This window comes from uncultured Hymenobacter sp., from assembly GCF_964243305.1.
Lineage (GTDB): Bacteria > Bacteroidota > Bacteroidia > Cytophagales > Hymenobacteraceae > Hymenobacter.
This window is the reverse complement of record NZ_CAXTEF010000006.1, coordinates 23,257-46,946: the sequence shown is the minus strand read 5'-3', so window position 1 is coordinate 46,946 and position 23,690 is coordinate 23,257. Positions and strand designations below refer to the sequence as shown.

The window sequence follows — 23,690 nt, the reverse complement described above, 5'->3', positions numbered from 1 at the left end:
CTACCCCCCGTCCCAACTCCAAGCCCCCATGTTTCACGACCTTACTTCCTACCCTGGCCTGACCCAGGAGCAGCACCGCGCCCTACCCCACGTCTCCAACACCGACCTCTCGGACCTCAAAGCCCAGGTGCTCGGCCAGCTGCGCCGGCCTAACCCGCAGGCCCTGGCCTTCGGCTCCCACTTCCACGCCGCTACTCTGGAGCCCGCCACCTACGCCCGCACCGACGAGCGCGGCATCAAGTGGGCCGACTTGGAAATGCTGGCCCGCCAGGTGCGCCGTCAACGCTACTGCCGCGACCTGCTTTACCGCGGCGCCGCCGAGCTGACCCACACGGCCACGCACACCGCCACCGGCGTGCAGGTCAAAATCCGCCCCGACCTGCTGGTGAGAAGCCCCGCCGGCCGTCGCACCACCCTGATTGACTTCAAAACCACCAGTTGCCCCGACCTGCCGCACTTCCTGGCCAGCGCTGAGCAGTACGACTACGACCGCCAAGCCGCCCTCTACCTTGACACGCTGGGCGCCACCCGCTTCCTTATCATCGGCGTGCAGAAGAAAGACCCGCACCAGCTATGGGTAGTCGATGCCACAGCTGCCCCCGGCTTCATTGAGCAGGGCCGCAAGAAGTACGCGGCGCTGCTGCGCCGCCACGCCAAATGCGCGACATCTTCATTTTTGTCTGCTACACAAGCTATACCCGCTGATAAAACGTAGTTTGCTGTGACTTGATTTTGTACAATAAAAATCCCTGTTTGCTTTCCGGTTGAGGCCAATAGCGCAGTAACGCTGGTTCACTTATATTTGCCCAGTGCAACTAGCGTCCCTGTGCCCAGATTAAGCCTATGCGTGAAGCTGCTCAACTTCAGCGAAGCTCCAACTCAAGTAATCGACTTGCCCACTGGCCCTAGCAACGATGATTTTTCAATTCTGAAACCCTACCGCTTGGATTAAATTAAGTTGGTAGTTTGTACAAGAAAAGTATTCGTTACTAGCTTTTGTGCAGTGGTGCATGGGGACCTTACATTAAATCATGAATCAATCCGACGCCGTTCTGCTCGCAAAAATCACTAAAGCAAAGCAGCCTGTAGCGGTTGACGTCTTCTGTGGAGTAGGGGGGCTGACTTATGGATTGCAAACTGCTGGACTGCGGGTAGTGGCCGGCATTGACTTTGACGAGAGCTGCAGATTCGCTTACGAGGAGAACAATAGAGCCAGATTTCTTCACCAAGACATCACCAAGGTTTCAGCCGCTGAAGTAGCTGCTCTTTACCCCCCTGATGCCTTAAGAATTTTGGTCGGCTGTGCACCTTGTCAACCTTTCTCACGAGTGCCAGGTGAGCGAGTGGATAAAGACGAAAAATGGAAGCTTCTTTACTCGTTCGGCGACCTGATTGAGAAGGTTGCCCCCGAAGTAGTTTCTATGGAAAACGTAACCCTACTAGCCGGGTACGAGAAAGGAAAAGTTCTTAATGATTTTATTTGTAAGTTGGAAGGACTAGGTTACTATGTATCCAAGTTCGTAGTCAACGCCGCTAACTACGGCGTGCCCCAGCGCAGGTACCGTTTGATTCTCTTTGCCTCAAAATTTGGCAAGATTAGGCTGGTTACCAAAACTCACGTCGGTAGTCAACTGCCCAGTGTCGCCGATGCTATAAAAGGCTTGCCTGCCCTCGAAGCGGGGCAGGCGGACGCGACCGACCCACTGCACCGCGCCCGCAGCCTAAGTTCAATTAACATGCGGCGCATCCAAGCTACCCCCGAGGGCGGCGATTGGACCGCCTGGCCCGAGGAGCTTGCGGCTGACCTCACATGCCGCAAAAGTATTGTGGGCAAAAGCTTCACCAGCGCCTACGGACGCATGAGCTGGAAAGAGCCGGCCCCAACGCTCACTACGCACTGCACAGGTTTGAGTAACGGGCGTTATGGTCACCCGGAGCAACACCGCGCCATCTCCCTGCGCGAGGCCGCGCTGCTGCAATCTTTTCCGAGCGACTACCATTTCATTAAGAAGGACGAGCAGGGAATAATCTCTACACTCGCCCGCCACATCGGTAACGCGGTTCCGCCCAAACTCGGAGAGGCTATAGCTCACAGTATCTTGCAGCACCTGGCCAACCCCACCACAGCAAACAACAATGGCCGGCAAGTTAAAATGGCGTTTTGACGCAAGTACCTTCAAGCTGCTTGGCCGCGGCCTCATCACTGACCGCATAACAGCCATTTACGAGCTGGTCAAGAATTGCTACGATGCCAACGCCACCATAGTGGAAGTTGAGTTTTCCCATGCCCAAAAGCGTGGCCCCCGCAGCAGAATCATCATCCGTGATAATGGCGTGGGTATGAGCTTATCCGATATTCGGGATAAATGGCTCGTGGTCGGCACCTCTAGTAAACGTAAGAGCGCCTTCTCACCGGCCCCATTTAACCGCCGCTACATCGGAGAAAAAGGCGTGGGTCGTTTCGCCACTGACAAGCTTGGAGAACACCTGCGTATCAAAACCCGACGCCAGGGTGACGACAAGACCCTCTCAGTGACAATCAACTGGGGAGACTACGAAAAGAAAGCCATTGGAGACGAGCAGTTAGTGCTATTCACCGAGTTGGAAAACGAATACGCTTTTCTGGAGCGAGACAAAACATTCAAAAAAGGCCACGGTACCGAGCTAACCATCACCATGTTACACGAGGCATGGGACCGTGATATGCTGCTTCGGCTCGACAACCAGCTTGGGCGTATTCTGCCCCCGGTTCCTGACCCGACTCTCGACTTCAACATCTTTCTCAACGCCCCTGAACTTGATTATCCAGAACAACCCGTCAAAGCTAAGCCTATAGAGAAGTTAGCTACCGTACATGCTGCTGTACCTTACGACAAAAAACGTAAGAAGCAAGGTGTGCTGCGCTTTGATAAGAACACTGAGGAGTTTGACATTGAGTACGTTGATACAAAGGAGTTCGGGCCAGTAACAATAGACCTTTACTTTTTTGATGTTGAGGCTCAAAAGCAATTTAAAAGCACTTATAAAAACACTGAAAATTACGTCGAGGGCTTCAAAATCTACCGTGATGGCGTGATCTGTACGCCGTTTGCAGAGTATGAAACAGTGCTTGACAAACGCCGCGATATACTGGGCGTAGACAAACGTCGCTACGGTGCTGCCTTCGATAAACTTAACACACGTGAGTTTATCGGAATTGTAAACATTACTAAGGACGGTAACCCGGAAATAACCGATGCAACCAACCGTCAAGACTTTGTAGACAACCAGGAATACAGGCTGTTTAAAGAGTTTCTAATTGACCAATTAGACGAATTTGGGCAATACCGACTAGCCAAGCGTGAGGACCGGAAAGAGCGCGTGCAAAATAACCTTCGGCGTGCCACCGCGGATGTTAAAGACATTAGCCGGACACTGAGTCAGATTGTACGGCAACGGCCTGAGTTGAAGATGGTGTTAGGTCCGACCATCGAGAAGGCCAAGCAGGTCACAGATAAGGTAAATGAAGGCGTAAAGGTTACTCAGGAATCAGAACGGGAATATCAGCGCCGAGAGGCGTTGTACCTAAGCCTTATGTCCATGCAGGATTTCGCAAGCGAATTGGCTCACGGAATCCGTTTCGCTATCGCTCCTATTAAACACGCGGCTGAATATATTATAGAGTTTTACCCAAATCCCGCTTACGAAAAAAAAGTGCTGCATTATGCTCATTTGATTTATAAGCAGACAGAAAAAGTAAGCTCTTTAGTAAATTTCATGCTCAGTTACGCCCAAGCGGACTTGCAAGACAGCGAGTTCTTCGTTGAAGAAATGCTTGATAGCGTACTAGGCGGTCCTTATTCATTAACATTTGAGCGTGAAGGCGTCAAAACCGAATTGAGTATAAGGGATAATATCCAGCTCACAGGCAAGCGAAAATTTCTAGAGGACGTGATTTCTAATCTTGTCTCGAACTCCATCAAAGCGCTTAAAAAAGAGGCGGATAAGAAGATTATATGCGAGAGTTACGCCGAAGCAGATAAACTCCACATTATTTTTTCGGACAATGGCTCCGGCGTTGACCCTAAAATTGCTGATAAGATGTTCGAGATGTTTAAGACTACGACGGCTGAGGAAGGCGGCGCAGGACTTGGCCTTTTCATCGCTAAATCACGCATGACTGCTTTGAGCGGAACAATTGAGTTAGTTCCAAGCGTGTTTGCTCCTAAAGGGGCTAGCTTTCGATTGTCACTACCTCTCAAAAAATAGTTATGACTGCTGTTAACAAACCATACATCGTAATCATTGACGATGATGTTCACAAGGGCGACTACCCATTAATTGATTTTCTCGAGGGGGCTTATGGAGAAGAGCGAGTCAAAGTATTCGAAGAGCCGAGCGAAGGTATTGAGTTTATCAAATCTCACCTGGCTGAGCGCATAATTGTTTTGCTCGACATTATGTTTGACGGCAAGGCAGTCGGCTTCGGCGTGTTCGAGCAGATAACCGAGGAGAGCGTACTAGTATGCGTCATTGTGATGACCGGTAGCCTTGAATACACTGAGCGCACTGATTTAAAAAAGCTGATTAATGGACACGCATGGTACTTAGTTACCCGTGATGAACCAGCTAAGGAGATTTTGAAAGTGGTCAAGAAAGCGGAAGACCATTTGTCTATGCGAGTGGACGGCGCTTTGGAAGAGTGGATACTTCGACAGAAGCCTGAAGACCTACAGAAACAATTTATAAAAACCCGTGGCGGCAAGTCTTATACCCTACTTGACATATTGCGAGCCATTCGTACTGGCGATGACCCAATAGGTCAAGAAATGGTTAATGATACCCTTTCACTGGCAATTACGATGCTCGTTGAGGACGAATCTAGAATCGGAGATTGAGCCTATGTTTAATATTATCGTCGTCGCCGACGACCATGACAACATCATAGGGAGCAATTGCCAACGCTCTTATAGCTACCTGAGTAGCCAAATTGATGTTACATCTTATAATATGCATTTGTTAACCGGCGAAGCGTGCCAAGCAGCAAATGTGCAAGAAGCAATTTCCTCATTTCAAAAGCAGAAATTCATACTTGTGGCCTATTCGCATGGGCAGAGCCACGCTTTGGTGTCAACGTATGCTACAGACGGTTATGTAACACTAGGAATGGCTCCTCATTTCAAAACCAGCTTGGTCTACACAAATAGCTGTTTAACAGGACTTGAGTTAATGCGCGCATTGGTATCGAATGACTGTCATGGCTATGTGGGGTACACAGGTCTGGTTCGGTTGCCAGCGCGAGAAGAAGACGAGATGGTTTTTATTACTTGCGAAAATAAAGGGCTAATAAACTTTTTAACTACAGACGATACTCTAACCCAGTCTATAGAAGTGATGAAAAAGTTTTATGCTGAGAAGGTGAAAGAATTTGCTCGAAAGAAGATGTACGTCACTGCTGGTCGTTTACAACGAAATTTGAATCACTTAGTGCACTACGATTACAACGCAATTAAACGAGGTGATTTCATCACCGATTTGCAAGCAACATCGTAACCCACAGTCGCCACCGCTTAGGCACCGGCTTTCTCCATGCATGGCCTGCTACTTTAGACCCGGTTACCAGTCGGTCGGTTGCAAGGCTCATCTTCGCGCTCATCACGTCGGCAATCAGTAGCCATCCAGCAGGGAAGTCAATAGTAGCAGAAGAGGCCTAAATACACGGATTGGTTTTGGATGCAGTTACTCCCAGCTATGGGGCATCTCATCAACCAACAGCTTAGACGTCAGCCAGGCAAGAGTAGCGCCGCGAGCCGCTTGCTTCAACTCGCACTCCCAAACCACTATTACCCGCCAGCCCAGCTCCTGTAGAGATTTTTGGGCCTCTACGTCGCGGCTTACGTTACGCTGAAGCTTGGCCGTCCAATAAGTCGTGTTATGGGCCGGCGTGATGTTTTTGCCACAGTTGTGTTGATGCCAAAAGCAGCCGTGCACGAAGATTACAGCACCGTATTTTGGTAGCACCAAATCTGGCTTGCCTGGAAGGTCAGCTCGGTAAAGCCGGTATCTGAAGCCTTGTCCATGAAGATACTGCCGGACCAGCATTTCCGGTTTAGTGTCTTTACTGCGAACCTTGGACATTATGGCGCGACGTGCGCTTGGAGCGAGCTTACGAGTCACAAGACTGTTGTAGTATTAGTTTCGCCGCGTGAGGTACCTAGAAACCTCTCCGCACATGAAGGCCATAGATAATACATCGGTCTTAAGGTATCAAACGCATTACGAAAGAGGCAAGATTCCAATACCCCCAAAGGTCTAAACAGCGCGTTACCGTTCTGGCTTACCAGCGTAGAAGACCAGACATTTTTGAGACAACTTCGTGCCAACACAAAAAAGCCCGCTGCAACATGCCAGCGGGCTTTCCAAGCTTCGTGAAATTCAGGTTAAAACGATACTCGCTAACTGGCTCATTGAGGACAGGAGCTGCCAACCTGCCGTCCCTGTTGGTATTTCTTACAGAAGCGCCTTTTCAGGTGCTACAATCCTTGCTGCCTGCGTGGGCGGAATGATTGGCGTACCCGCCACCAACTCCCCGAAAAGCGGGTTGCCAGGCAGTTCCTGCCCGCCGTTGCCATCCGGTACCTGATTGAACAGAACCACTTCCTCGCCGGGCGCGCTTTGCGCTAGGCGGTCCTCTAATACTTCCTGGCCGCTATTGGCGTGCAGGGATTGGGTGAGCAGGGTGTAGGTGCTCACGTCCACATTGTAGAGCTGATTCAGCGCGTTTATCTGCGTGGCCGCGTCCTCGGCCGCGCCGATGGCATCCGAGAGCAGCTGGGTGTAGCGCCGGGCTTTGCGGTCGGCTGCGGCCCGCAGGCGGATGGCGCGCTTCATGCGCCGCTTGAATTGGGCCTGGTAAGGGGTGAGTGCCATTGTGTTGGGGGAGGGGGAGTAAGGATGAAAAAAGAGCGGCCGGCCGCTGCTGGCCGGCCGCCTCAGGTTCCGCTTCCCAATCGGGAAGGGGGGTAGGGAATGGGCCGGCTTAAGCCACGTACTCAATCGCCAGCGGGTTCGTGCTGTTGTTGTTGAGGGCGTAGAACTTGCCGTTAAGCTGCTGGTAGAAGTTGATGCCCACCACGCCCACGACCAGCGCCGCAGCCGACGGAGCCGCCGGGAACGTGGCGACTACCGACTGGTTGAGCAGCGCCGCGCTGCTGATGGGCAGAATGCCCAGCGGGGCCGCCACCTCGGCGTTGGTGAAGGTCAGCGCTTCCATGTCCAGCGACGAGGCAGCAAACACCACCTCGAAGTGCGTGGCGCCCTGCGGCGCGGCGATGTCGCTGCCCGGCCGCAGCGCCGGAATGCGCATCGTCACGCTGGCTTCTTCGCCCGTCACCTCGTAGGGGAAGTACATGGTCTGGCCGATGCCGGCCGCAGCGTTGAAGTTGAAGCCCAGCAGCGGCGCCGAGTTGCCGGCGTCGAACACCCGCTGCCCCCGGTCGTTCGTCTCGTCGAGGCCGATAACCTCGCGCATCACCTTGGTGAGCCGCGCGGCCAGCTGGCTGTCGCTGGCCGAGGCGATGGCCACGCGCAGCGAGTCGCGCAGCAGCTTGCTGTACTTGGCGGCCAGGCCAAACTCCGCCGCGTTTTCGCGGGTACGCGCCCGGCTCGGGGCGTTGGCAAAAGCCGCTTTGTCGCTGGCGGGCTTCTGCGAGATGTTGCCGTTTTTGCTGAACACCAGGCCGCCTACGGTGCCCTGAATGCCGATAATACCTGTCTGACGTGCCATGTTGGTAAGTTGTTGTTAGAAGTGAGAAAATCGTTTTGTCGCTGGCTGCTTGCGCTTATGCGGCCTTGCTACCAGGTGCAGCCCACCCCGTAGCGCCGCTTGTTTTTGTAGTTAAGCTTGCGCCACTGGCCCGGCGTGAGCACGCCTACCCCCCCGCATTTCCACAAGCCCCGCCGGGCGGCCACCGCCGCGGCCTGCTGCGCGGCGCGTCCCGCCACCCGGTGCCTGGGGTCGACGGCCCACGCCCAGCCGCGCACTACCAGCAGCGAATCCAGCGCCAGGGCCGGCTTGCCGCCGCCGACCGGCAGCCGCACCGTACCCAGCGTCCGCCCGTACAGGTCTGTTCCCCGCCGGGTAAGCAACACCTGCCGCCCCCGTCCCAGCAGCCGCGCCACCGAGTCGGCCGCCTGATATCCGAACGGCTGGTCCGGCTCCGGCGCATCCACGCCCAGCAGCCGCACCCGGTACACCACGCCCCCGGCCAGCACATCGTAGGTGTCACCGTCCACGACCCGCGCCACGCGGCCCGTCTCTTCCTTCGGCGCCGGGCTTTCAACCGCCGGGCTTTTCACCGCCGAGGCGTACAGGCCCAGAACGGCCCCTTCGCCTAGCGCGAAACCAGTTGCAACCATTAGCAACCACCCCTTGACATACAGTGCGTTAGCTTTCATGTCCCGAACCTACAGCCGGCTTTCAGCCGTTGTATATTCGCCCGTCCAACTTGCCCCAAGTCGCCCTCAGATGCCCCAGGTTTGCCTATATCCCAAAGACGTTGCCCAGCTCACCGGCACCGGCTACGACGCCGGCAAGCGCCTGCTTCAGCGCATCCGCACCCAGCTGCGCAAGCCCGCCCGCGCCTACGTTTCAGTAGCCGAGTTCTGCCAGTATACAAGCCTGCCCGAGGCCGAAGTGGCCGCCGCGCTTAACCGAGGTTGAAGGCACCCCGAAGGCAGTCTGCACTCAGTGTACTGCTAAGTGGTGTGACGGCGGCGCAAGTGCCAGCGCTACGCGAGATATTCCGTTACTTTCGCTTAGCTCCGGTTTGTCAGTTCAGTCATACCCTACCTCACACGTCGCTTTGTCTAAAAATCTTATTCGATTCATGTCTTATCCCCAAACTGAGCCACCGGCTCCATTTGTGGAGAAGATAGTTTCAGTGTTCCGTCAGCATTTAGACGCCATCGGTACAATCGAACTGAAGAAAGGACTATCCAGTGACGCCGTACTTGCTCTTCTGCGCAATGATTTACTGCTTTTGGGCTTCGTTGCTGAGGCAGGCAAACGTGCTGCAGAAAAAATTGCGCGTCCTGTGTTTTTCGGTGAAAACGGTGTGCCCAGCCTGCGATATGAAATTGATGCGTTTCACAGCGAATGGCGGTGCGGCTTGGAAATTGAAGCTGGTCGGGCATGGATGGGCAATGCCGTTTATCGCGACCTGATTCAAGCATTAGTGATGGTCGAGGTAGACACACTTGTACTGGCGGTACCTAACACTTACCGCTATGTCACTAAAGAAAAGAATGTTATAAGTAAGGATTACGAAAATACAGTCTCGATTGCGAATGCGCTTTATGGTCACTCCCGGATGCGCCTGCCTTATAATCTAGTAGTCATTGGCTATTAGTAAGCCATACATACTACAGCGCTGGCTCCCCGTCGTACCACTCACCCAGTATCTTCTGCCACGCATCGAGCACGGCCGGCGCCAGCAGCCGCGCCTTATCCTTGGCGTAGCGGTCCGTCACGTCCTCGTCGGCGTGCCCCAGCACGAGCTTAGCCAGCGCCTTGTTGCCGTTGCTGACCTGCTTGAGCAGCGTGCCGGCCGTGTGCCGCGCCGTGTGGGTGCTGATGACTTGCCAGATGGGCCGCCAGTTGTGCACCACCTTGCCGCCCGTAATCAGCCGGTCGTCCCACTCCCGCGTCAGGCCTGCGCCCTGTGCGATTTCCTTAATCCAGTCGCCGCGCTGCTGCCAGTTGCGGGCCGGAAACTGCCAGCCCCACCGGTCGCCGATTTTCAGGGCGATGGGGGGTAGGGGCACGGCCGCATCGTTGCCCGTCTTGCCCTGCGCGTGAACCAGGGCCGGCACTTGGCTGCCGTCTTCCAGCGTGAGCGTAACCCGCTCGCGCTTGTCGAACTTCTCCAGGTCCTCGTACCGCCGCCCACTGAACAGCTGGAACAGCCAACGGTCCCGCTCTTCAGCCAAGTGCTCGCCCGTCGGTCGCCAGCGAATCAGCTTGCGCACTTCCTCAATCTCCAAATCCAGCTGCGGCGCATTCTTGGCCGAGTATTGCAGCCACGCCATATCCGCCGGCAGCCCCAGTTGCTCCAGGCACTTGCGAATACCGCCGAAGTGCACCTTCACCGTCGCGTCCGATTTCTGCAAATCCAGCAGGTGCTGCTGATACTCTTTCGCCACCTTCTGCGTCACTTGGTCGGGCCGCAGCTCCGGCCGCCAGGTCTCCATCATCGTAGCCAGCTGGTCGTACTTGCGCAGCGAGTCCTTGGCCAGGTTGCGGTTTTCCGCTTTCCACTCATCCAGCACCTGCCGGAACGTGCGGCTCACCACCGGCGCGGCCACCGGCACCGGCCTGGCATCGGCCGGAAACAGCTCCCCGGCCAGCGCCGCCTTGGTCACCTTCTCAAACGGGGCCCTGTCGAAAAGCCGGTTGAACGTGTCAGTTACGTCCTTCTCCAACGCCCCGAGCCGGGCGTTGATGTTCGTGGCCGTGTCCGGGTGCGTTGGTACGCCGGCTTCCTCTTCCTTCGGCGTCAGGCGCCGCCCGCTCAGAGCCCGCTGACTTTTGAGGTCCCACATGGCTTCTACCTCGCCACTCTTGCCCAGCCGCTCCGGCAGCACAATCTCGCCGCTGTCAACCTGCAACTCCTCGCCGTGCCACCGCGCAGTGAGGCGGACCGGGCAGCACCCGTCCCGATTCTTCGCCGTCAGTCGCAAGTAAAATCGCACGCTGATGGCGCGCTTGAAGGCAGAGGGGCGTATCATTGGCTCAGGCTATGTCCCGGTTCGTGTCCCGGTCTATGTCCCGGTTCATAGCCAAAGATAACCGATGATGGCCGCAGTGCCAAACGCAAAAGTGCCCTGAAATGAGTAAAAACGAAGAATGCCCGCCGGTCAGGGCGGGCATTCTCGGTAGTAGCGCTCCCTCCTGGGCTCGAACCAGGGACCCTCTGATTAACAGTCAGATGCTCTAACCGGCTGAGCTAAGGAAGCAATTTCGTCCGAAACCGGCGTTTTCGGACTGCAAACTTACGAAAACTGCGGAAGCACCACAAGCTTTCGATGGAGATTTTTCAGCTGAAAGACATTAATTGGTGATGTTGAGCTGATTACCGCTTAGGCTAGTGCTGTATTGCAGCAAGGCCCGGGGCGCCGGGCCGCCCGTTACCTGCCCTTGCAGGCTGAACTGAGAGCCGCAGCACGAGTCGCGCAGAAACGGTGCCGGGCTCGTGTCGAAGCCCACGCGGGCGCATTCATCGGTGGGGCGGTAGGGGCAGTTACGCTCGAAGGCCAGGTAGGACGAGGCATTCTGGCGCACTATCAGCACTCCCCTCACCCCGCCGGTGCCGGCTGGCCCTCGCGCGGGCAGCGCTACCACGCCGTTGTCGAAGCGCAGAGCGCGGTACTGCTGGTTGGTGAGGTCAAGGGCCAGATTGACTGGCGCATACGGGATGCGCGGCTGGGCGCTATTATCGGAGTTGCAGCCGCTGAAGGCAGTGAGCAGTGAGCAGTGAGCAGTGAGTAGTAGGTGGCGACGCATAAAATACTTAACAGAATTGCTCATTGATAATTGCTCACTGTTCACTGATAATTGTAAAATCCGCGGCCTGATTTGCGGCCGTGATGGCCGGCGTCTACTTTTTGCTGCTGCACCCGGCTCGGCCGAAACTTGGCCTCCTGATGGAATGACTCGAACATGGCCGAAGTGACGGCGAAGTTGGTGTCCACGCCAATCAAATCCATGAGCCGGAACGGGCCCATTCGGAAGCCGCTGGCTTCGAGCAGCTCATCGACGACGGCGAAATCCGCGACCTGCTCCTCCACGATTTTCAGGCTCTCGACGTAGAAGTGCCGCGCCACGCGGTTGACAATGAATCCGGGCGCGTCGGCGGCGCGCACGGGGGTTTTGCCCAGCTTGCGGGCCAGCGCTTCCACGGCGTCGGCGACGGCGGGGGCCGTGGCGGCGCCGCTGATGACCTCGACCAGCGCCATGAGGGGCGCGGGGTTGAAAAAGTGCATCCCCACGACTCGCTCCGGATACGGCACCGGCGCCGCCAGCCGCGTGATGGGCAGCGAGGAAGTGTTAGAAGCCAGGATGGTAGTCGAACTGTTTAGCTCAGCTAAGTCCTTAAACAGCTGATGCTTTACGTTGAGCCGCTCGACTACGGCCTCCACAATCAGGTCGGCTTGCACGTCGGCCAATGCCGAGGTGCAGGTGAGCCGCGCCAGCGCCTGCTCGCGGGCTTCGGCGCTCAGCTTGTTCTTTTCCACCAGCTTGCCCAGGCCGGCCGCAATGGCTTGCTCGGCCCTGGCCAGCGCGGCCGGATTGAGGTCGAAGAGCAGGGTAGGAAAGCCGTACTGGATGCCCAGTTGCGCGATGCCCTGCCCCATCGTGCCGGCCCCGACGACGGCCAGCGTCTGGATGCGAAACGGCGAGGCTGGGGGTTCGGCGCCGGAGGAGGGGGTAGGGAAATCGCTCATGAGCTGGAGATGATAAAGCGGTTTTAAACCCGGCGTAGCTCCAACGCAACGGACCCTACTTGTTTACTTTTTAAACAACGAGTTCACGAACGTTTTGCGGTCAAAGAGCTGCAAATCAGTCATTTTCTCGCCCACGCCAATGTAGCGCACCGGGATGCTGAACTGGTCGGAGATGCCAATCACCACGCCGCCCTTGGCCGTGCCGTCGAGCTTGGTGATAGCCAGCGCCGAGACTTCCGTGGCCCGCGTAAACTCCTTGGCCTGCAAAAACGCATTCTGCCCCGTGCTGCCATCGAGCACCAGCAGGACCTCGTGCGGGGCGTCGGGCAGCACTTTTTGCATTACGCGCTTGATTTTGCTCAGCTCGTTCATCAGGTTCACCTTGTTGTGCAGGCGGCCGGCGGTGTCGATAATGACCACGTCGGCACCCATTTCCACGCCCTTGCGCACGGCGTCGTAGGCCACGGCGGCCGGGTCGGTGTTCATGCCGTGGCTGATGACGGGCACGCCCACGCGCCCGCCCCACACGATGAGCTGGTCCACGGCCGCGGCCCGGAATGTGTCGGCCGCGCCCAGCACCACCTTCTTGCCGGCCGCGTGAAAGCGGTGCGCGAGCTTGCCGATGGTCGTCGTTTTTCCTACCCCATTCACGCCCACCACCATAATTACAAACGGCTGACCAGGGCTGTCGGGCCGCTCCAGGATGGCGGCCGAGCCGGCGTTGTTATCTTCCAACAAATCAACGATTTCCTCGCGCAGGATGCGGTCCAGCTCGCCCGTGGTCACGTACTTATCGCGCGCTACGCGCTTCTCGATGCGGTCAATGACCTTGACCGTCGTGTCGATGCCCACGTCGGCGTGCACGAGCAGGCCCTCCAGGTCGTCGAGCACGGCCTCATCGACGGTGCTTTTGCCCGCCACGGCCTTGCTGAGCTGCCCGAAAAAGCTGGCTTTGGTTTTTTCCAGGCCCGCATCGAGCGAGGCTTGCTGCTCCTGGCTTTCCTTGTCTTTCTTGAAAAAATCGAAGAGACCCATGCGAAATTCGTCATCATTTATCTGGCGTCCGCTTGCGAAGGACCTTATCACGCCCGCGCCGCCCTGATTGATACCTCTGACGAAAGCAGCCGTGATAAGATGCCTCCTTCGTCAGCATGACAAACACCCAACACGAAAAAAGTCCCACGAAGGTGGGACTTTTTCACTGCCAAACGGCCAGCCAGGTGTTTTACTTCACGCCATCGCGGATATACTCCTGCACCTTATCGACGGGCACCATCTCCTCGCGGAAGGTGTAGGCGCCGGTCTTCTCCGAGCGCACCGTGCGAATCACCTTCGCCCAGTCTTTGCCGCCGGCCACTTTCAGGGTTGCTACTACTTTCTTAGCCATAACTCAGGAGCTGAAAAGCTGATTAACTATTAATGAGAAGCTTACAGAGCTTACTTAATCTCTTTATGAACCGTCATCTTGCGCATGATGGGGTTGAACTTCTTCAGCTCGATGCGCTCAGGCGTGTTCTTGCGGTTCTTGGTCGTGATGTAGCGCGAGGTGCCCGGCAGCCCCGAATTCTTATGCTCGGTGCATTCCATGATAACCTGCACCCGGTTTCCTTTCTTGGCCATCGCTGGGGAGAGTTTATTTTTGATTTAAGGACTGCAAAGGTACGGCGCCTTTCGGAAATGGCAATGGCTGAGGCGACTATAATTGCGGCATTGACTTTTTGCCGGGTGTGCAGGCGTCCCCCAAAGCGCCCTACCCCCTTCCAAAGTGGCTTTCCGAAGAAAGCCACTTTGGAAGGGGGTAGGGAATTATGCCGTGAGCGCAGCGACTAGTCGTTGTCCGGGCTTTGGCCTTTGGGCTGGTCCTGCTTGCTTTGGCTCAGGCGCGGACGCGGCGTGCGGGGCGTCACGTCCTGGCCCTGCCCTTCTTCGTGCTCATCGTTCTGGGCCCGGTTAATCAGCACCACGGCTACTGTGGCGATGCCGGCAATGCCGAGAATAAGCTGCGTAGAAGTAAAGCGCTGGGCCGCCTTGCGCAACAGGGTGCCGCCGTGCTTGAGCAGGTCGTCCATGTGCTCGTGGCGGCCCTGTAGCACGTGGTAGGCACTCTCGAAGGTGCGGGCAAGGTCTTCGGGCATAATCTTTTCCAGATGCTGTTCGATTTGGGCTTCCATCAGGTGCGTTGATTAGGTAGTTAGGAAACGAATGATAAGCGAAACGGCCGTTGCTGGCCGCGCAAGTCCTCTACGGAATAGTGGTCCGGCGGGCTGCCTTTTTTCAGAAATGACCGGGGAAATGCGCCGGCCCGCACCTGGCCCGTACCCGGTGCCAGCCCAGCGGCGAGCAGCCACCGCCCAAGGTAGCCAGCACGGTGGAAGTGGTTTGAGGAACCCGCCAAACGTCAAACCGCCCCGGCGGAGTGCTCCGGCAGGGCGGTTTCAAGTTGAGCTTAGTCAGCTAATTCAGCGAAAGCCTGGTTGCGACTTATTCATAGACCTTCACCACGAATACAAAATCCTGGAGCTTGCGCAGCTGCCGGGGGCGCGAGATGCCGGCCAGCTGACCGGTGCGGGGCAGGCGGTAAGCTGGCGCCGCGGGCTGCGCCGCCGCCAGTGAATCGACCAGCCGCACCAGATACGACGACTTGGTGGCGAAGGCGGCGCTCTGCACGTCGGCCTGCCGCCCGCTGATGATGCCAATCAGGTTGCCGCGCTCATCGAGCAGCGGGCCGCCCGAGTTGCCGGGGTTTACCGGAATGCTGATTTGGTAGAACGCCGGGTCGCCCTCGAAGCCGGAGCGCGCGCTCAGGGCGCCCTCGCCGTACACCACGTCCTCGCGGGGGTAGCCCAGCGTGTACACCCGCTCGCCCAGGTCAGTTTCCGTGGCCTTGACGGCGTAGGGCAGGCGCCCGAAGCCGCCGAAGCCGGCTTCGGTGATGCGCAGAATGGCCAAGTCGTGCTTGCGGTCGGCGTACACGGCCTCGGCGTGGTAGCGGTGCTTGTCGTGGCCTTCCACCACCAGCGAGTCGGCGCCCTGAATCACGTGGTAGCTCGTCACCAGGTAGCCGTCGGCCGTCAGGGCGACGCCCGTGCCGCTGAACTTGCTCTGGTCGCGGGCATCGCGGGCGTCGCGCGGCGCGTCGGGGGCGGGCAGCAGGTCGAGCTGGCTGAGGTTGCGGTTGATGGCGCGCTGGTTTTTCTTGAGCCTATCAACTTCCAGCTTCAGCGTCGTGTAGCCGTAAAGCGAAGACTTTTGCTGATAAGCTTTCCACCATTGCAGGCCCAGCAAGGTGCTGAACACGGCCAGTACGGCCACCGAAGCGGCCACGCCAATGGTGGCGCGGTGCCCGTTCCAGAAGTCGCGCAGCCGGCGCTCGACGCGCGAGATGTGGAGCTTGGGCGCGGCGGCGGGGGTAGGGAACAGGGCCGCCGGGTTGCTGTCGGCCGTCATCAGGGTGGGTGCCTCGGGACTCAGCATGGCGGCGTGCAGCTCGCGCAGCTGCTGGCGGGTGCGGCGGCGCCCGGCGTAGGCGGCCAGCGTGCCGGTCAGCTCCCGAAACTCGGCGTAGCGCTGGGCCAGGGCCGGCTCCTGGGTTAGCCGCACGCGCAGACTGGCACGGGCGTCGGGCGCCAGCTCGCCCCGGTCCAGGGCCTCAAAGAGGGCGTAGTAGTCGGCTTCGGTTTGCATCAGGGATGGGGGTAGGCAGGGTAAGGAGGGCAGGAAAAAGGCAAACGCTACTCTTCTTTATAAACGGCAAAAAACAGCTTCTTTAATCTTACTAAGCACTTGTATTTCTGATTTTTGGCGTTGTCGGCGTTGGTGTAGCCAAACTCGGCCGTCAGGTCCAGCATGGATTTGTCGAGCAGATAAAAACCTTCCAGCAAGGAGCGGCAGGGCTCGCCGAGCTGGGCCAGCGTCTGCTCCATGAGCGCGAAGCGGCCCTCGCGCTCTTCGGCCTCGCGCAGGTCGTCGGCGGCGCCGGCGGGCAGCGCCGCCAGGCTGCTGCCGTGCTCCTCGTCATCGAGCAGGCGCACGCCGAAGCGGCTTTTGCTGGTCAGGCGCTTGAGCCACAGGCGCCGGCAAACGGCGTAGAGGTAGGTTTTAATCTGGCAGCTCAGCTCCAGGGAGCCTTCGCGCACCTTTTCATAAAACACCATTACGCCCTCCTGGTACACGTCCTGGGCGTCGTCTTCCGAGCCGCTGTTTTGCAGCACAAAATGCGACACCATCGGCCAGTGCAGCCGGTAGAGCTGAGCCAGGGCCCGCTCATCGCCCGCCCGGATGGCGGCAATCAGCGCCGCATCGGCCGCCGGAAGGGCGGCCGGCGCGGCAGTGAGCGGTGAGGAAGTGCCCTGACTCATGCGCTTGGGATAGAGTTTGATACCAAAAGAGAATAGAAGTAACCCGTGAATTTCTTTGCCCGTACCGGGTTACGTTCCGGCCAAGCCGGCATAAAAGGCAGTTTCAATCTTAACAACAATCCAAACCTACACCAGAATGAAAAATCTACTGAAAGTATCCGCCCTGCTGCTAGCTCTGAGCCTGACTTCCTGCGAGTCGAAGACTTCGCAAAGCGCCTCCACGACCGAAACCTCGTCGTCGGCTGCCGGCACCCCCGAAACTACCGCTCCCGCCACCGGCAGCGCCATGACCGCCGACTCGTCGCAGACCGGCGCCCCCATCTCCGGCACCGAAACCACGCCTTCGGCGGGCAGCACCACCACCACCACGACCGAGGAGAGCAGCAGCACCTCGACCCAAAACAAGTAAGGAATTAACGCCGGCAATAGCCGGCCGCTGTGTCAGCTTGAAAGCCCAGGCCTTTTTAAAAGGACTGGGCTTTTTTGTGGCCCACCGGGCAGCCGCTGGCGCCGGGGTGGCCGGCAGCGAAATGGCCAGCGGAGAAACTTCTCTGCTTCCCCACGGTTAAGCTGGCTATGCCTACGCCCGCCGTTCTCACCGCTCCTGATTTAGAAGCTGTTACCGTCTTCGCGGGCTTGCCGACGGCGGCGCACGCCTGGCTGCTGGCCCAGGGCGAGGGCCACCACTACGAGGCGGGCGAAACCATCAGCGAGCCCGGCAGCCCGGCCGAGTTCCTGATGGCTGTCATCAAGGGCGGAATGCAGTTTTATGGGCTGCGCAACGGGCAGCGCGAGCCGGTGTTCCGGGTCGAGCAAGGCGGCGTAAGCGGCGTGCTGCCCTACTCCCGGCTGCGGATAATTAAGGGACAGAGCGTAGCCGTGGGCGACGTTACGCTGTATCGGCTGCACCGCGACCGGTTTCCGGCCCTGGAGCAGGCCAGCCCCGAGCTGGTGCAGCGGCTGGTAGCCGTCATGAGCGACCGCGCCCGCGAGGAGGTGCGCAACCAGGAGCGCGACGACAAGCTGCGGGCGCTGGGCAAGCTCTCGGCCGGGCTGGCCCACGAGCTGAACAACCCCGCCGCCGCCATTGCCCGCGCCGCCCAAACCCTGGCCGTGCGCACCGCCGCCCGCCCCCGGCTGCTACTCGATTTACTGAAGGCCGCCCCCGACCCCGCCGCCCTTACCGCCCTCACCACCCTGGTGGTGCCCGCGCCGGACAAGGGGGGTAGGGTTTCGGCCCTGGACAATGCCGACCGGGAAGACGAGCTGGCCGACTGGCTCGAAAGCCAGGGCAGCCCGGACGGCTACCGGCTGGCCGCCGGCCTGCTGGCGGCGGGCCTGGGTCCGGCGCAGCTGGCGCCGGTGCTGGAATCCCTACCCCCCACCGCCCGGCCTGCCGCGCTGGCCTGGCTGGAAAGTCAGCTGGTGTCGGCCCAGCTTATCGACGACTTGCTGGAAGCCGGGCAGCGCATCAGCAAGCTGGTGCAGGACGTGAAAACCTACTCCCACATGGACCGCGACGCCGGCCTCGACCTGCTCGGCGTGGCCCCCGGCCTCGACTCGACCCTGAACATGCTCGGCCACGTGCTGCGTCAGAAAAACGTGCGCCTCACCCGCGACTACGCGGCCGATTTGCCCCAGATTCGGGGCCAGGTCAGCAGCCTCAACCAGGTATGGACTAATCTGATTGACAACGCGTTGGATGCGCTGCCGGCGCAGGGTGGCGAGCTGACCTTGCGCACCGCCGTCGAGGATGACTTCGTGCGGGTATTTATCATTGACAACGGGCCCGGCATCCCGGCTGACGTGCTGCCCCACATCTTCGAGCCGTTTTACACCACCAAGCCGCCCGGCGAGGGCTCGGGCATGGGCCTGGAAATCGCGCAGCGCATCATCCGGCAGCACGGCGGGCGGCTGGAAGTGCGCTTGGAACCGGGGCGCACCGAGTTTTGCGCTTGGCTGCCGGTCGCGGCGTAGCAGGGGGGTAGGGAATTTGAACGTCATGCAGAGCGCAGCGAAGCATCTCGCTCGCTGACTAATTCAGATGTAAGAACAACAATTGAGTTACTGCCGCCTGCGAGATGCTTCGCTCCATTTCGTTGCGCTCTGCATGACGTTCAAGTTCGATTACTTTAAATAACCGTATCTGCCCTGACCAATGGTGACCAAAAAACCGATTATTCTCTGCATTGACGACGACGCGCAGGTGCTCGGCGCCATCGACCGCGACTTGCGGCAGGAGTTCCGGCCGGCGTACCGCATCCTGAAAGCGGCTTCCGGCGACGAGGCGCTGGAGTTGATTAAAGAGTTGAAAGCCAGAGCCGAGCCGCTGGCCTTGATTCTGGCCGACCAGCGGATGCCGGGCCTGGAGGGCGTCGAGCTGCTGGCCCGCGCGCGGGAGCTGTTTCCGCAGGCCAAGCGCGTACTGCTCACGGCCTACGCCGACACCGAGGCCGCCATCCGGGCCATCAACTCCGCCCGGCTCGACCACTACCTGATGAAGCCCTGGGACCCGCCCGAGCAGCTGCTCTACCCGACCCTGCACGACTTGCTCAACGCCTGGCAGGCTGAGTACCGCCCCAAATACGATGGGCTGCGGCTCATTGGCTTTCAGTGGTCGCCGCTCTCGCACGAGCTGAAAGACTTCCTGGCCGGCTACATGATTGGCTTTCAGTGGCTGGATTTTGAAACCAATGAGGAAGCCAAAATTTTGCTCGGCACCACTGATTATCAGGCCGATGACCTACCGGTGGTCGTGTTTCCGGATGGCACGGCGCTGGCCAGGCCGGCGCGCGCAGCCATCGCGGCCCGGCTGGGCCTCAACGTGCAGGCGCAGCACGAGGGCATTTACGATGTGACGATAATCGGGGCGGGCCCATCGGGCTTGGCCGCGGCGGTATACGGCGCTTCGGAAGGGCTGAAAACGCTCATCATCGAGCGGCAGACACCCGGTGGGCAGGCGGGCTCGTCGTCCCGGATTGAGAACTACCTGGGCTTCCCGACGGGCCTGAGCGGTGCCGAGCTGGCCCACCGCGCCTGGGCGCAGGCCGTGCGCCTGGGCGCCGAGTTTCTGGCCCCGCAGGAAGTGCGCCAGCTGTGCGTGCAGGACGGCTACAAGGTGCTCAGCCTCACCGATGGCTCAGAAATCAAGACCAAAGCCGTGGTGCTGGCTACCGGCGTGAGCTACCGCATCCTGGGCGTGCCGGGCGAGGAGCGGCTCAGCGGCGCCGGCGTCTATTACGGCGCGGCCCGCACCGAGGCGCGCTCCTGCGACCAGCAGGATGTGTACATTGTAGGGGGTGGCAACTCGGCTGGGCAGGCGGCCATGTACCTGTCGGGCTACGCCAATAAAGTGCACATCCTGATTCGGGGCGAGAGCCTGGCCGCCAGCATGTCGGCGTATCTGATTCAGCAGATTGGCGAGACGGCCAACATCGAAATTCTGCCCCGCTCGCAGGTGCTGGAGGTGCGCGGCAAAGACCACTTGGAGGAAGTCGTGATTCGCCACGACGGCACCGAGCAGGTGCGGCCGGCGCGGGCCATGTTCGTCTTTATCGGCGCCAAGCCCAGCACCGAATGGGTGCGCGACCAGGTGCTCTGCGATGCGAAAGGCTACATCCTCACGGGCCGCGACCTGGTGCAGGACCCGCGCTATAAAAACGCCTGGAAGCGCGAGCGCGAGCCCTACCTGCTCGAAACCTGCGTGGCCGGCGTTTTCGCGGCCGGCGACAGCCGCACCGGGGCTATGGCGCGGGTGGCGTCGGCCGTGGGCGAAGGCTCGATGGCCATCAAGTTCGTGCACCAGTACCTGGATGAGTAGGCCGGCGCGCCGGCTTTCGGCGCCCGGAGGGGGGTAGGCGGGTGCGTCTCACATAATTTTACTCAAATGAATCGTACTCCTTTTTCCTGGGCGCGGCGGGTGGGCGGGGCCGGGCTGCTGGGGCTGCTGGCCGGCGGCTGCGAGCTGCTGGAGTTCAGCCCCAGCGATACCCGCGGGCCCGCGAAATACGCCGACCTGACCGCCAAAAATCTGACGAAGCTAGCCGCCCAGCCCCTGCCGGCCGGCGACACGCTGCGCTTCGTGTTCACCGGCGACTCCCAGCGCTTCTATGACCACGCTGAGGCGCTGGTAGCGAGCGTGAACCAGCAGCCCGGCGTCGCGCTGGTGGTGGTGGCCGGCGATATTTCCGACTTCGGCCTGGACCGGGAGATGCACTGGGTGGCTGCGCGACTCAACAAGCTGCGCGTACCCTACCTCACCGTTATCGGCAACCACGACCAGGTGGGCAACGGCCGCGCCGCCTACCAGCACGTGTTCGGCCCGCTGAACTATTCATTCGTGTACGGCGACACCAAGTTCATCTTCGTCGATACCAACAGCCGCGAGCACAACTTCAACGGTCGTGTCCCGGATGTGGGCTGGCTGCAAGCGCAACTAGCTGACTTGCAAGGCGCCAGGCGCCAAATCGTGATGTCGCACGTGCCGCCCCAGGACACGGATTTCGACCCCAGGCTGACCGCCGCCTACGCCGGCGCGCTGGCCACGGCGCCCAAGCTGGCCTTTGAGCTGAACGGCCACCGCCATAGCTTCAGCATCGGCGAGCCTTTCAAGGACGGCGTGACGTACATCAACTCATCGGCCTTTGAGAAAAACCGGTACGTGGTGCTCACTGTGTGGAACGACGCCACCGACCAGCCGCAGTTTCGCCTCAAACACGTGAGCTTCTGATGCCGCGAATCTGGTTTTTACTCTCATGGCTGCTAGGGCTGAGCGCAGCCGGGCCGGCGCTGGCGCAGACCACGGACCCCGCTACCGGCGCCCCGGCCGCTGCGCGGCCGGCCGTGCCCTGGTATCGTCCGCGCCACCTGCTGGCCCAAACCGGCAGCGGCCTGGGCCTGCTGGCGGTGGGCGCCGGCTACGCCTTTGCCCGCGACCAGGTGGAAACCGACGTGCTGCTCGGCTTCGTGCCCCGCCGCTACGCGGGCTCCAGCCTGCTTATTCCCTCGCTCAAGCTGCTCTACTCGCCTTTCAAAGTAGAGCTAAGCGAATCGGTGCAGCTGCGCCCGCTCACGGCGGGCCTGTACGTGAGTCACACCTACGGCATCATCAACGACGACCGGAGAAAATATTCCAAGGGCTACTACTGGTTTTCGGCCGATACCCGCGTGGGGCCGCTGCTGGGTGGCCGCCTGAGCTACCAGCGCCTACCAGCTACGCTCAGCGGGCGGCGTGGGCGGCAGTTCTCGGCTTATTATGAGCTGGGTTCCAATGACCTGTATGTCATAAGCTACTATACCGGCGGCAACGCTAACTCGCTGCGTCTAAAGGACATTCTCACGCTGGGCATTGGGGTAAAGGCGGATTTGTAGACGAATTCGCTGGCTTTTCCTACCCCCCTCTGCTTTTATAACCCGCTTGTCCGCGGCCACCTCACGCCGCCGCGCGCGCCACATACGCCGCGCGCGCTTCGGCCAACCCTTGCAGCACGGCGGCGCGGGCTTGCAGCAGGGCCTGCCCCACCGCCGGCGCCCGCCGAAACAGCCGCGCCGCCCGCAGCCGGCGCCGGCGGGCGGCCAGCGCCTGCCAGTAGTTCAGCGCGTAGAAGCCGGCCACGGGCATGAGCAGGCCGATGAGGGTGGTCAGGCGCCAATCGTGGGTGATAAAGTGCTGAATTATGAACAGTTCCAGCGCGTAGCCCAGGCTGAAAGTAAAAATGCCGGTGACGAGCATAATTGGCGCCACGAACTCCAAATCCTGGGTCGCGCGCCGCGCAATCATCGATGGCAGCATGTAGGGCAGGTAGTTGGTAATCAGCCCAAAAACCCATACCGGAAAGCCGAACACCAGGTTAAGCAAACCCGTCAGCGAGCCGCGGCGCTCATCATCAAGGGCGGCATCATCGAGGCCATACTTATTCAGTTCGGCGAGATAGGCGGGCAGGCGCTGGCGCAGGTCGGCCAGGCGGCCGGGGTCGTGCAGCTCAAACCAGGCGACGGCCGAAAACAGGGTCCGCGAAAGCTGGAAGTTGTCGTAGAGCGTTGTGGGGTCATCGTCGGGGTTGAGGTGGTCGCCGAAGGTGCGCTCGACCTGGGCCACGAGCGCGTCTTCGGCCGCGTCGCGGCTGATGACGAGGCGGCGCGCCAGGCGCAACTCAATCTCGGCCGTGAGCTGGTCGGCGGCGGCTTCGGGGTCGTGGGCGTAAGCAGCGGCATAGGCGGCCACGCGGATGGGCGGGGCCACGTTCAGCAGCACGTCGGAGCGGAAGCGCGTAGGGTCGAAGTAGTTGAGGCCCACGCACTGCACGCGCAAGCCGAGCTGAAAATTATGCCGCGCCTCGGTGCCGAGGGCAATGCGGGCGGCGCCGGTTTTCAGGGGCCGCAGCTTGCGCTCGGAGATGCTGCTGCCCTCCGGGAAAATCAGCAGCGCCCCGCCCCGGCCCAGGTGGTCGTAGCTTTTGCCGAAGCTCTTTTCGTTTTGGGCGGCTACTTCGGCCGGCGTGGCGGCCCGGCCGCCGACCTGCGCATCCTGGCGCCGAAAGATAGGGATGCAGTTGGCCGACAGGAAGATGGCGCGGGCCACGGGGTTCTTAAAAAACGTGCTCTTGGCCAGAAACGCCACCGACTGCCGCCGGTGCGCCGCAATCAGCAGCGGGTCCATGAGCGTGTTGGGATGGTTGGCGCAGAACAGGACTGGCCCCGCCGCCCGCAGCCGCTCGGGGTGGCGGATTTCAATCTGCCGGAAAAACACCCGCAGCGAAAGCTGCACCACCGGCTTGACAACCTTATAGAAGAGCATGGGCGAAAGTAACGCCGCGCTTCATTGAGCGGGCAGAGGGGGGTAGGGATTCT

26 protein-coding genes and 1 tRNA gene are annotated in these 23,690 nt (G+C 59.6%); 12 read left to right on the top strand and 15 right to left on the bottom strand.

Annotated features, from left to right (window positions below; genetic code table 11):
* The first annotated feature begins 28 nt into the window (after window positions 1-28).
* From ACFE70_RS05785 to ACFE70_RS05765, 5 genes are all read left to right on the top strand, one after another.
* Entirely contained in the window at window positions 29-715 is a 687-nt protein-coding gene (locus tag ACFE70_RS05785; RefSeq protein WP_375416773.1) for a PD-(D/E)XK nuclease-like domain-containing protein, read from the top strand.
* 316 nt (window positions 716-1,031) lie between these two features.
* Complete coding sequence (locus ACFE70_RS05780) at window positions 1,032-2,165, top strand: DNA cytosine methyltransferase (protein ID WP_375416772.1); 1,134 nt, start codon at window positions 1,032-1,034, stop codon at window positions 2,163-2,165.
* Window positions 2,137-4,248, top strand: coding sequence for a sensor histidine kinase (locus ACFE70_RS05775; RefSeq protein WP_375416771.1), 2,112 nt, complete (start codon window positions 2,137-2,139; stop codon window positions 4,246-4,248). Before ACFE70_RS05780 ends, ACFE70_RS05775 begins: the two co-directional genes overlap by 29 nt.
* Window positions 4,249-4,250: 2 nt before the next feature.
* Window positions 4,251-4,877, top strand: coding sequence for a hypothetical protein (locus ACFE70_RS05770; RefSeq protein WP_375416770.1), 627 nt, complete (start codon window positions 4,251-4,253; stop codon window positions 4,875-4,877).
* A gap of 4 nt (window positions 4,878-4,881) precedes the next feature.
* Window positions 4,882-5,532, top strand: a complete 651-nt coding sequence (locus ACFE70_RS05765; protein ID WP_375416769.1) for a hypothetical protein — start codon at window positions 4,882-4,884, stop codon at window positions 5,530-5,532.
* A gap of 186 nt (window positions 5,533-5,718) precedes the next feature.
* On the opposite strand, the gene ACFE70_RS05760 is transcribed toward ACFE70_RS05765, so the two are convergent.
* The 4 genes from ACFE70_RS05760 to ACFE70_RS05745 all read right to left on the bottom strand — a co-directional run bounded on the left by ACFE70_RS05760 (window position 5,719) and on the right by ACFE70_RS05745 (window position 8,397).
* Window positions 5,719-6,156: a very short patch repair endonuclease gene (locus ACFE70_RS05760; protein ID WP_375416768.1), complete on the bottom strand. Its 438-nt coding sequence runs from the start codon at window positions 6,154-6,156 to the stop codon at window positions 5,719-5,721.
* Between the two features lie 333 nt (window positions 6,157-6,489).
* The gene (locus tag ACFE70_RS05755; protein ID WP_375416767.1) at window positions 6,490-6,909 is read right to left on the bottom strand and encodes a hypothetical protein; all 420 of its coding nucleotides are present in this window, start codon (window positions 6,907-6,909) and stop codon (window positions 6,490-6,492) included.
* 109 nt (window positions 6,910-7,018) lie between these two features.
* Entirely contained in the window at window positions 7,019-7,765 is a 747-nt protein-coding gene (locus ACFE70_RS05750; protein ID WP_375416766.1) for a hypothetical protein, read from the bottom strand.
* 68 nt (window positions 7,766-7,833) lie between these two features.
* Window positions 7,834-8,397: a thermonuclease family protein gene (locus ACFE70_RS05745; RefSeq protein ID WP_375416765.1), complete on the bottom strand. Its 564-nt coding sequence runs from the start codon at window positions 8,395-8,397 to the stop codon at window positions 7,834-7,836.
* A 109-nt stretch (window positions 8,398-8,506) separates the two neighbouring features.
* Between ACFE70_RS05745 and ACFE70_RS05740 the strand changes: the two genes are divergently transcribed.
* Together ACFE70_RS05740 and ACFE70_RS05735 are read left to right on the top strand one after the other, a co-directional pair.
* On the top strand, window positions 8,507-8,701 hold the full coding sequence (locus tag ACFE70_RS05740) for a hypothetical protein (RefSeq protein ID WP_375416764.1): 195 nt from the start codon (window positions 8,507-8,509) through the stop codon (window positions 8,699-8,701).
* 166 nt (window positions 8,702-8,867) lie between these two features.
* Complete coding sequence (locus tag ACFE70_RS05735) at window positions 8,868-9,389, top strand: hypothetical protein (RefSeq protein WP_375416763.1); 522 nt, start codon at window positions 8,868-8,870, stop codon at window positions 9,387-9,389.
* 13 nt (window positions 9,390-9,402) lie between these two features.
* Here ACFE70_RS05735 and ACFE70_RS05730 read toward each other — a convergent pair whose 3' ends face one another.
* The 10 genes from ACFE70_RS05730 to ACFE70_RS05685 form a co-directional block, all read right to left on the bottom strand.
* Entirely contained in the window at window positions 9,403-10,767 is a 1,365-nt protein-coding gene (locus ACFE70_RS05730; protein WP_375416762.1) for a hypothetical protein, read from the bottom strand.
* A gap of 154 nt (window positions 10,768-10,921) precedes the next feature.
* Window positions 10,922-10,995 (bottom strand) — tRNA-Asn (locus ACFE70_RS05725).
* A 94-nt stretch (window positions 10,996-11,089) separates the two neighbouring features.
* Window positions 11,090-11,542, bottom strand: coding sequence for a hypothetical protein (locus ACFE70_RS05720; protein WP_375416761.1), 453 nt, complete (start codon window positions 11,540-11,542; stop codon window positions 11,090-11,092).
* A gap of 41 nt (window positions 11,543-11,583) precedes the next feature.
* A complete protein-coding gene (locus tag ACFE70_RS05715; protein WP_375416760.1) occupies window positions 11,584-12,483 on the bottom strand; it encodes a 3-hydroxyacyl-CoA dehydrogenase NAD-binding domain-containing protein in 900 nt (299 codons plus the stop codon).
* A 63-nt stretch (window positions 12,484-12,546) separates the two neighbouring features.
* Entirely contained in the window at window positions 12,547-13,518 is a 972-nt protein-coding gene (ftsY, locus tag ACFE70_RS05710) for a signal recognition particle-docking protein FtsY (RefSeq protein ID WP_375416759.1), read from the bottom strand.
* A gap of 190 nt (window positions 13,519-13,708) precedes the next feature.
* Window positions 13,709-13,870 carry a DUF4295 domain-containing protein gene (locus ACFE70_RS05705; protein WP_375416758.1) on the bottom strand — a complete coding sequence of 54 codons (162 nt, stop codon included), beginning with the start codon at window positions 13,868-13,870 and terminating at the stop codon, window positions 13,709-13,711.
* A 50-nt stretch (window positions 13,871-13,920) separates the two neighbouring features.
* Complete coding sequence (gene rpmG / locus ACFE70_RS05700; RefSeq protein ID WP_068227398.1) at window positions 13,921-14,103, bottom strand: 50S ribosomal protein L33; 183 nt, start codon at window positions 14,101-14,103, stop codon at window positions 13,921-13,923.
* Between the two features lie 206 nt (window positions 14,104-14,309).
* Window positions 14,310-14,654 carry a hypothetical protein gene (locus tag ACFE70_RS05695; protein ID WP_375416757.1) on the bottom strand — a complete coding sequence of 115 codons (345 nt, stop codon included), beginning with the start codon at window positions 14,652-14,654 and terminating at the stop codon, window positions 14,310-14,312.
* Between the two features lie 310 nt (window positions 14,655-14,964).
* Entirely contained in the window at window positions 14,965-16,167 is a 1,203-nt protein-coding gene (locus tag ACFE70_RS05690; RefSeq protein WP_375416756.1) for a S1C family serine protease, read from the bottom strand.
* Window positions 16,168-16,214: 47 nt separating this feature from the next.
* Entirely contained in the window at window positions 16,215-16,841 is a 627-nt protein-coding gene (locus ACFE70_RS05685; protein WP_375416755.1) for an RNA polymerase sigma factor, read from the bottom strand.
* Window positions 16,842-16,977: 136 nt separating this feature from the next.
* On the opposite strand from ACFE70_RS05685, the gene ACFE70_RS05680 reads away from it, so the two are divergent.
* The 5 genes from ACFE70_RS05680 (at window position 16,978) to ACFE70_RS05660 (ending at window position 22,211) form a co-directional block, all read left to right on the top strand.
* A complete protein-coding gene (locus ACFE70_RS05680) occupies window positions 16,978-17,250 on the top strand; it encodes a hypothetical protein (protein ID WP_375416754.1) in 273 nt (90 codons plus the stop codon).
* A gap of 167 nt (window positions 17,251-17,417) precedes the next feature.
* Entirely contained in the window at window positions 17,418-18,818 is a 1,401-nt protein-coding gene (locus ACFE70_RS05675; RefSeq protein ID WP_375416753.1) for a sensor histidine kinase, read from the top strand.
* A gap of 181 nt (window positions 18,819-18,999) precedes the next feature.
* Window positions 19,000-20,661, top strand: coding sequence for an FAD-dependent oxidoreductase (locus tag ACFE70_RS05670; protein ID WP_375416752.1), 1,662 nt, complete (start codon window positions 19,000-19,002; stop codon window positions 20,659-20,661).
* 66 nt (window positions 20,662-20,727) lie between these two features.
* Window positions 20,728-21,570, top strand: coding sequence for a metallophosphoesterase family protein (locus tag ACFE70_RS05665; RefSeq protein WP_375416751.1), 843 nt, complete (start codon window positions 20,728-20,730; stop codon window positions 21,568-21,570).
* Window positions 21,570-22,211, top strand: coding sequence for a hypothetical protein (locus ACFE70_RS05660; protein ID WP_375416750.1), 642 nt, complete (start codon window positions 21,570-21,572; stop codon window positions 22,209-22,211). Before ACFE70_RS05665 ends, ACFE70_RS05660 begins: the two co-directional genes overlap by 1 nt.
* A 61-nt stretch (window positions 22,212-22,272) precedes the next feature.
* Here the strand turns inward: ACFE70_RS05660 and ACFE70_RS05655 are convergent, their stop codons facing one another.
* On the bottom strand, window positions 22,273-23,637 hold the full coding sequence (locus ACFE70_RS05655; RefSeq protein WP_375416749.1) for a lysophospholipid acyltransferase family protein: 1,365 nt from the start codon (window positions 23,635-23,637) through the stop codon (window positions 22,273-22,275).
* Window positions 23,638-23,690: the final 53 nt, after the last annotated feature.

Excerpts from the sequence above, each read along its gene's own strand:
- ACFE70_RS05785 (WP_375416773.1), top strand. The coding sequence starts at position 29 with ATGTTTCACGACCTTACTTCCTACCCTGGCCTGACCCAGGAGCAGCAC.
- ACFE70_RS05780 (WP_375416772.1), top strand. The coding sequence starts at position 1,032 with ATGAATCAATCCGACGCCGTTCTGCTCGCAAAAATCACTAAAGCAAAG.
- ACFE70_RS05775 (WP_375416771.1), top strand. The coding sequence starts at position 2,137 with ATGGCCGGCAAGTTAAAATGGCGTTTTGACGCAAGTACCTTCAAGCTG.
- ACFE70_RS05770 (WP_375416770.1), top strand. The coding sequence starts at position 4,251 with ATGACTGCTGTTAACAAACCATACATCGTAATCATTGACGATGATGTT.
- ACFE70_RS05765 (WP_375416769.1), top strand. The coding sequence starts at position 4,882 with ATGTTTAATATTATCGTCGTCGCCGACGACCATGACAACATCATAGGG.
- ACFE70_RS05755 (WP_375416767.1), bottom strand. The coding sequence starts at position 6,909 with ATGGCACTCACCCCTTACCAGGCCCAATTCAAGCGGCGCATGAAGCGC.
- ACFE70_RS05750 (WP_375416766.1), bottom strand. The coding sequence starts at position 7,765 with ATGGCACGTCAGACAGGTATTATCGGCATTCAGGGCACCGTAGGCGGC.
- ACFE70_RS05745 (WP_375416765.1), bottom strand. The coding sequence starts at position 8,397 with ATGGTTGCAACTGGTTTCGCGCTAGGCGAAGGGGCCGTTCTGGGCCTG.
- ACFE70_RS05740 (WP_375416764.1), top strand. The coding sequence starts at position 8,507 with ATGCCCCAGGTTTGCCTATATCCCAAAGACGTTGCCCAGCTCACCGGC.
- ACFE70_RS05735 (WP_375416763.1), top strand. The coding sequence starts at position 8,868 with ATGTCTTATCCCCAAACTGAGCCACCGGCTCCATTTGTGGAGAAGATA.
- ACFE70_RS05730 (WP_375416762.1), bottom strand. The coding sequence starts at position 10,767 with ATGATACGCCCCTCTGCCTTCAAGCGCGCCATCAGCGTGCGATTTTAC.
- ACFE70_RS05720 (WP_375416761.1), bottom strand. The coding sequence starts at position 11,542 with ATGCGTCGCCACCTACTACTCACTGCTCACTGCTCACTGCTCACTGCC.
- ACFE70_RS05715 (WP_375416760.1), bottom strand. The coding sequence starts at position 12,483 with ATGAGCGATTTCCCTACCCCCTCCTCCGGCGCCGAACCCCCAGCCTCG.
- ftsY (WP_375416759.1), bottom strand. The coding sequence starts at position 13,518 with ATGGGTCTCTTCGATTTTTTCAAGAAAGACAAGGAAAGCCAGGAGCAG.
- ACFE70_RS05705 (WP_375416758.1), bottom strand. The coding sequence starts at position 13,870 with ATGGCTAAGAAAGTAGTAGCAACCCTGAAAGTGGCCGGCGGCAAAGAC.
- rpmG (WP_068227398.1), bottom strand. The coding sequence starts at position 14,103 with ATGGCCAAGAAAGGAAACCGGGTGCAGGTTATCATGGAATGCACCGAG.
- ACFE70_RS05695 (WP_375416757.1), bottom strand. The coding sequence starts at position 14,654 with ATGGAAGCCCAAATCGAACAGCATCTGGAAAAGATTATGCCCGAAGAC.
- ACFE70_RS05690 (WP_375416756.1), bottom strand. The coding sequence starts at position 16,167 with ATGCAAACCGAAGCCGACTACTACGCCCTCTTTGAGGCCCTGGACCGG.
- ACFE70_RS05685 (WP_375416755.1), bottom strand. The coding sequence starts at position 16,841 with ATGAGTCAGGGCACTTCCTCACCGCTCACTGCCGCGCCGGCCGCCCTT.
- ACFE70_RS05680 (WP_375416754.1), top strand. The coding sequence starts at position 16,978 with ATGAAAAATCTACTGAAAGTATCCGCCCTGCTGCTAGCTCTGAGCCTG.
- ACFE70_RS05675 (WP_375416753.1), top strand. The coding sequence starts at position 17,418 with ATGCCTACGCCCGCCGTTCTCACCGCTCCTGATTTAGAAGCTGTTACC.
- ACFE70_RS05670 (WP_375416752.1), top strand. The coding sequence starts at position 19,000 with ATGGTGACCAAAAAACCGATTATTCTCTGCATTGACGACGACGCGCAG.
- ACFE70_RS05665 (WP_375416751.1), top strand. The coding sequence starts at position 20,728 with ATGAATCGTACTCCTTTTTCCTGGGCGCGGCGGGTGGGCGGGGCCGGG.
- ACFE70_RS05660 (WP_375416750.1), top strand. The coding sequence starts at position 21,570 with ATGCCGCGAATCTGGTTTTTACTCTCATGGCTGCTAGGGCTGAGCGCA.
- ACFE70_RS05655 (WP_375416749.1), bottom strand. The coding sequence starts at position 23,637 with ATGCTCTTCTATAAGGTTGTCAAGCCGGTGGTGCAGCTTTCGCTGCGG.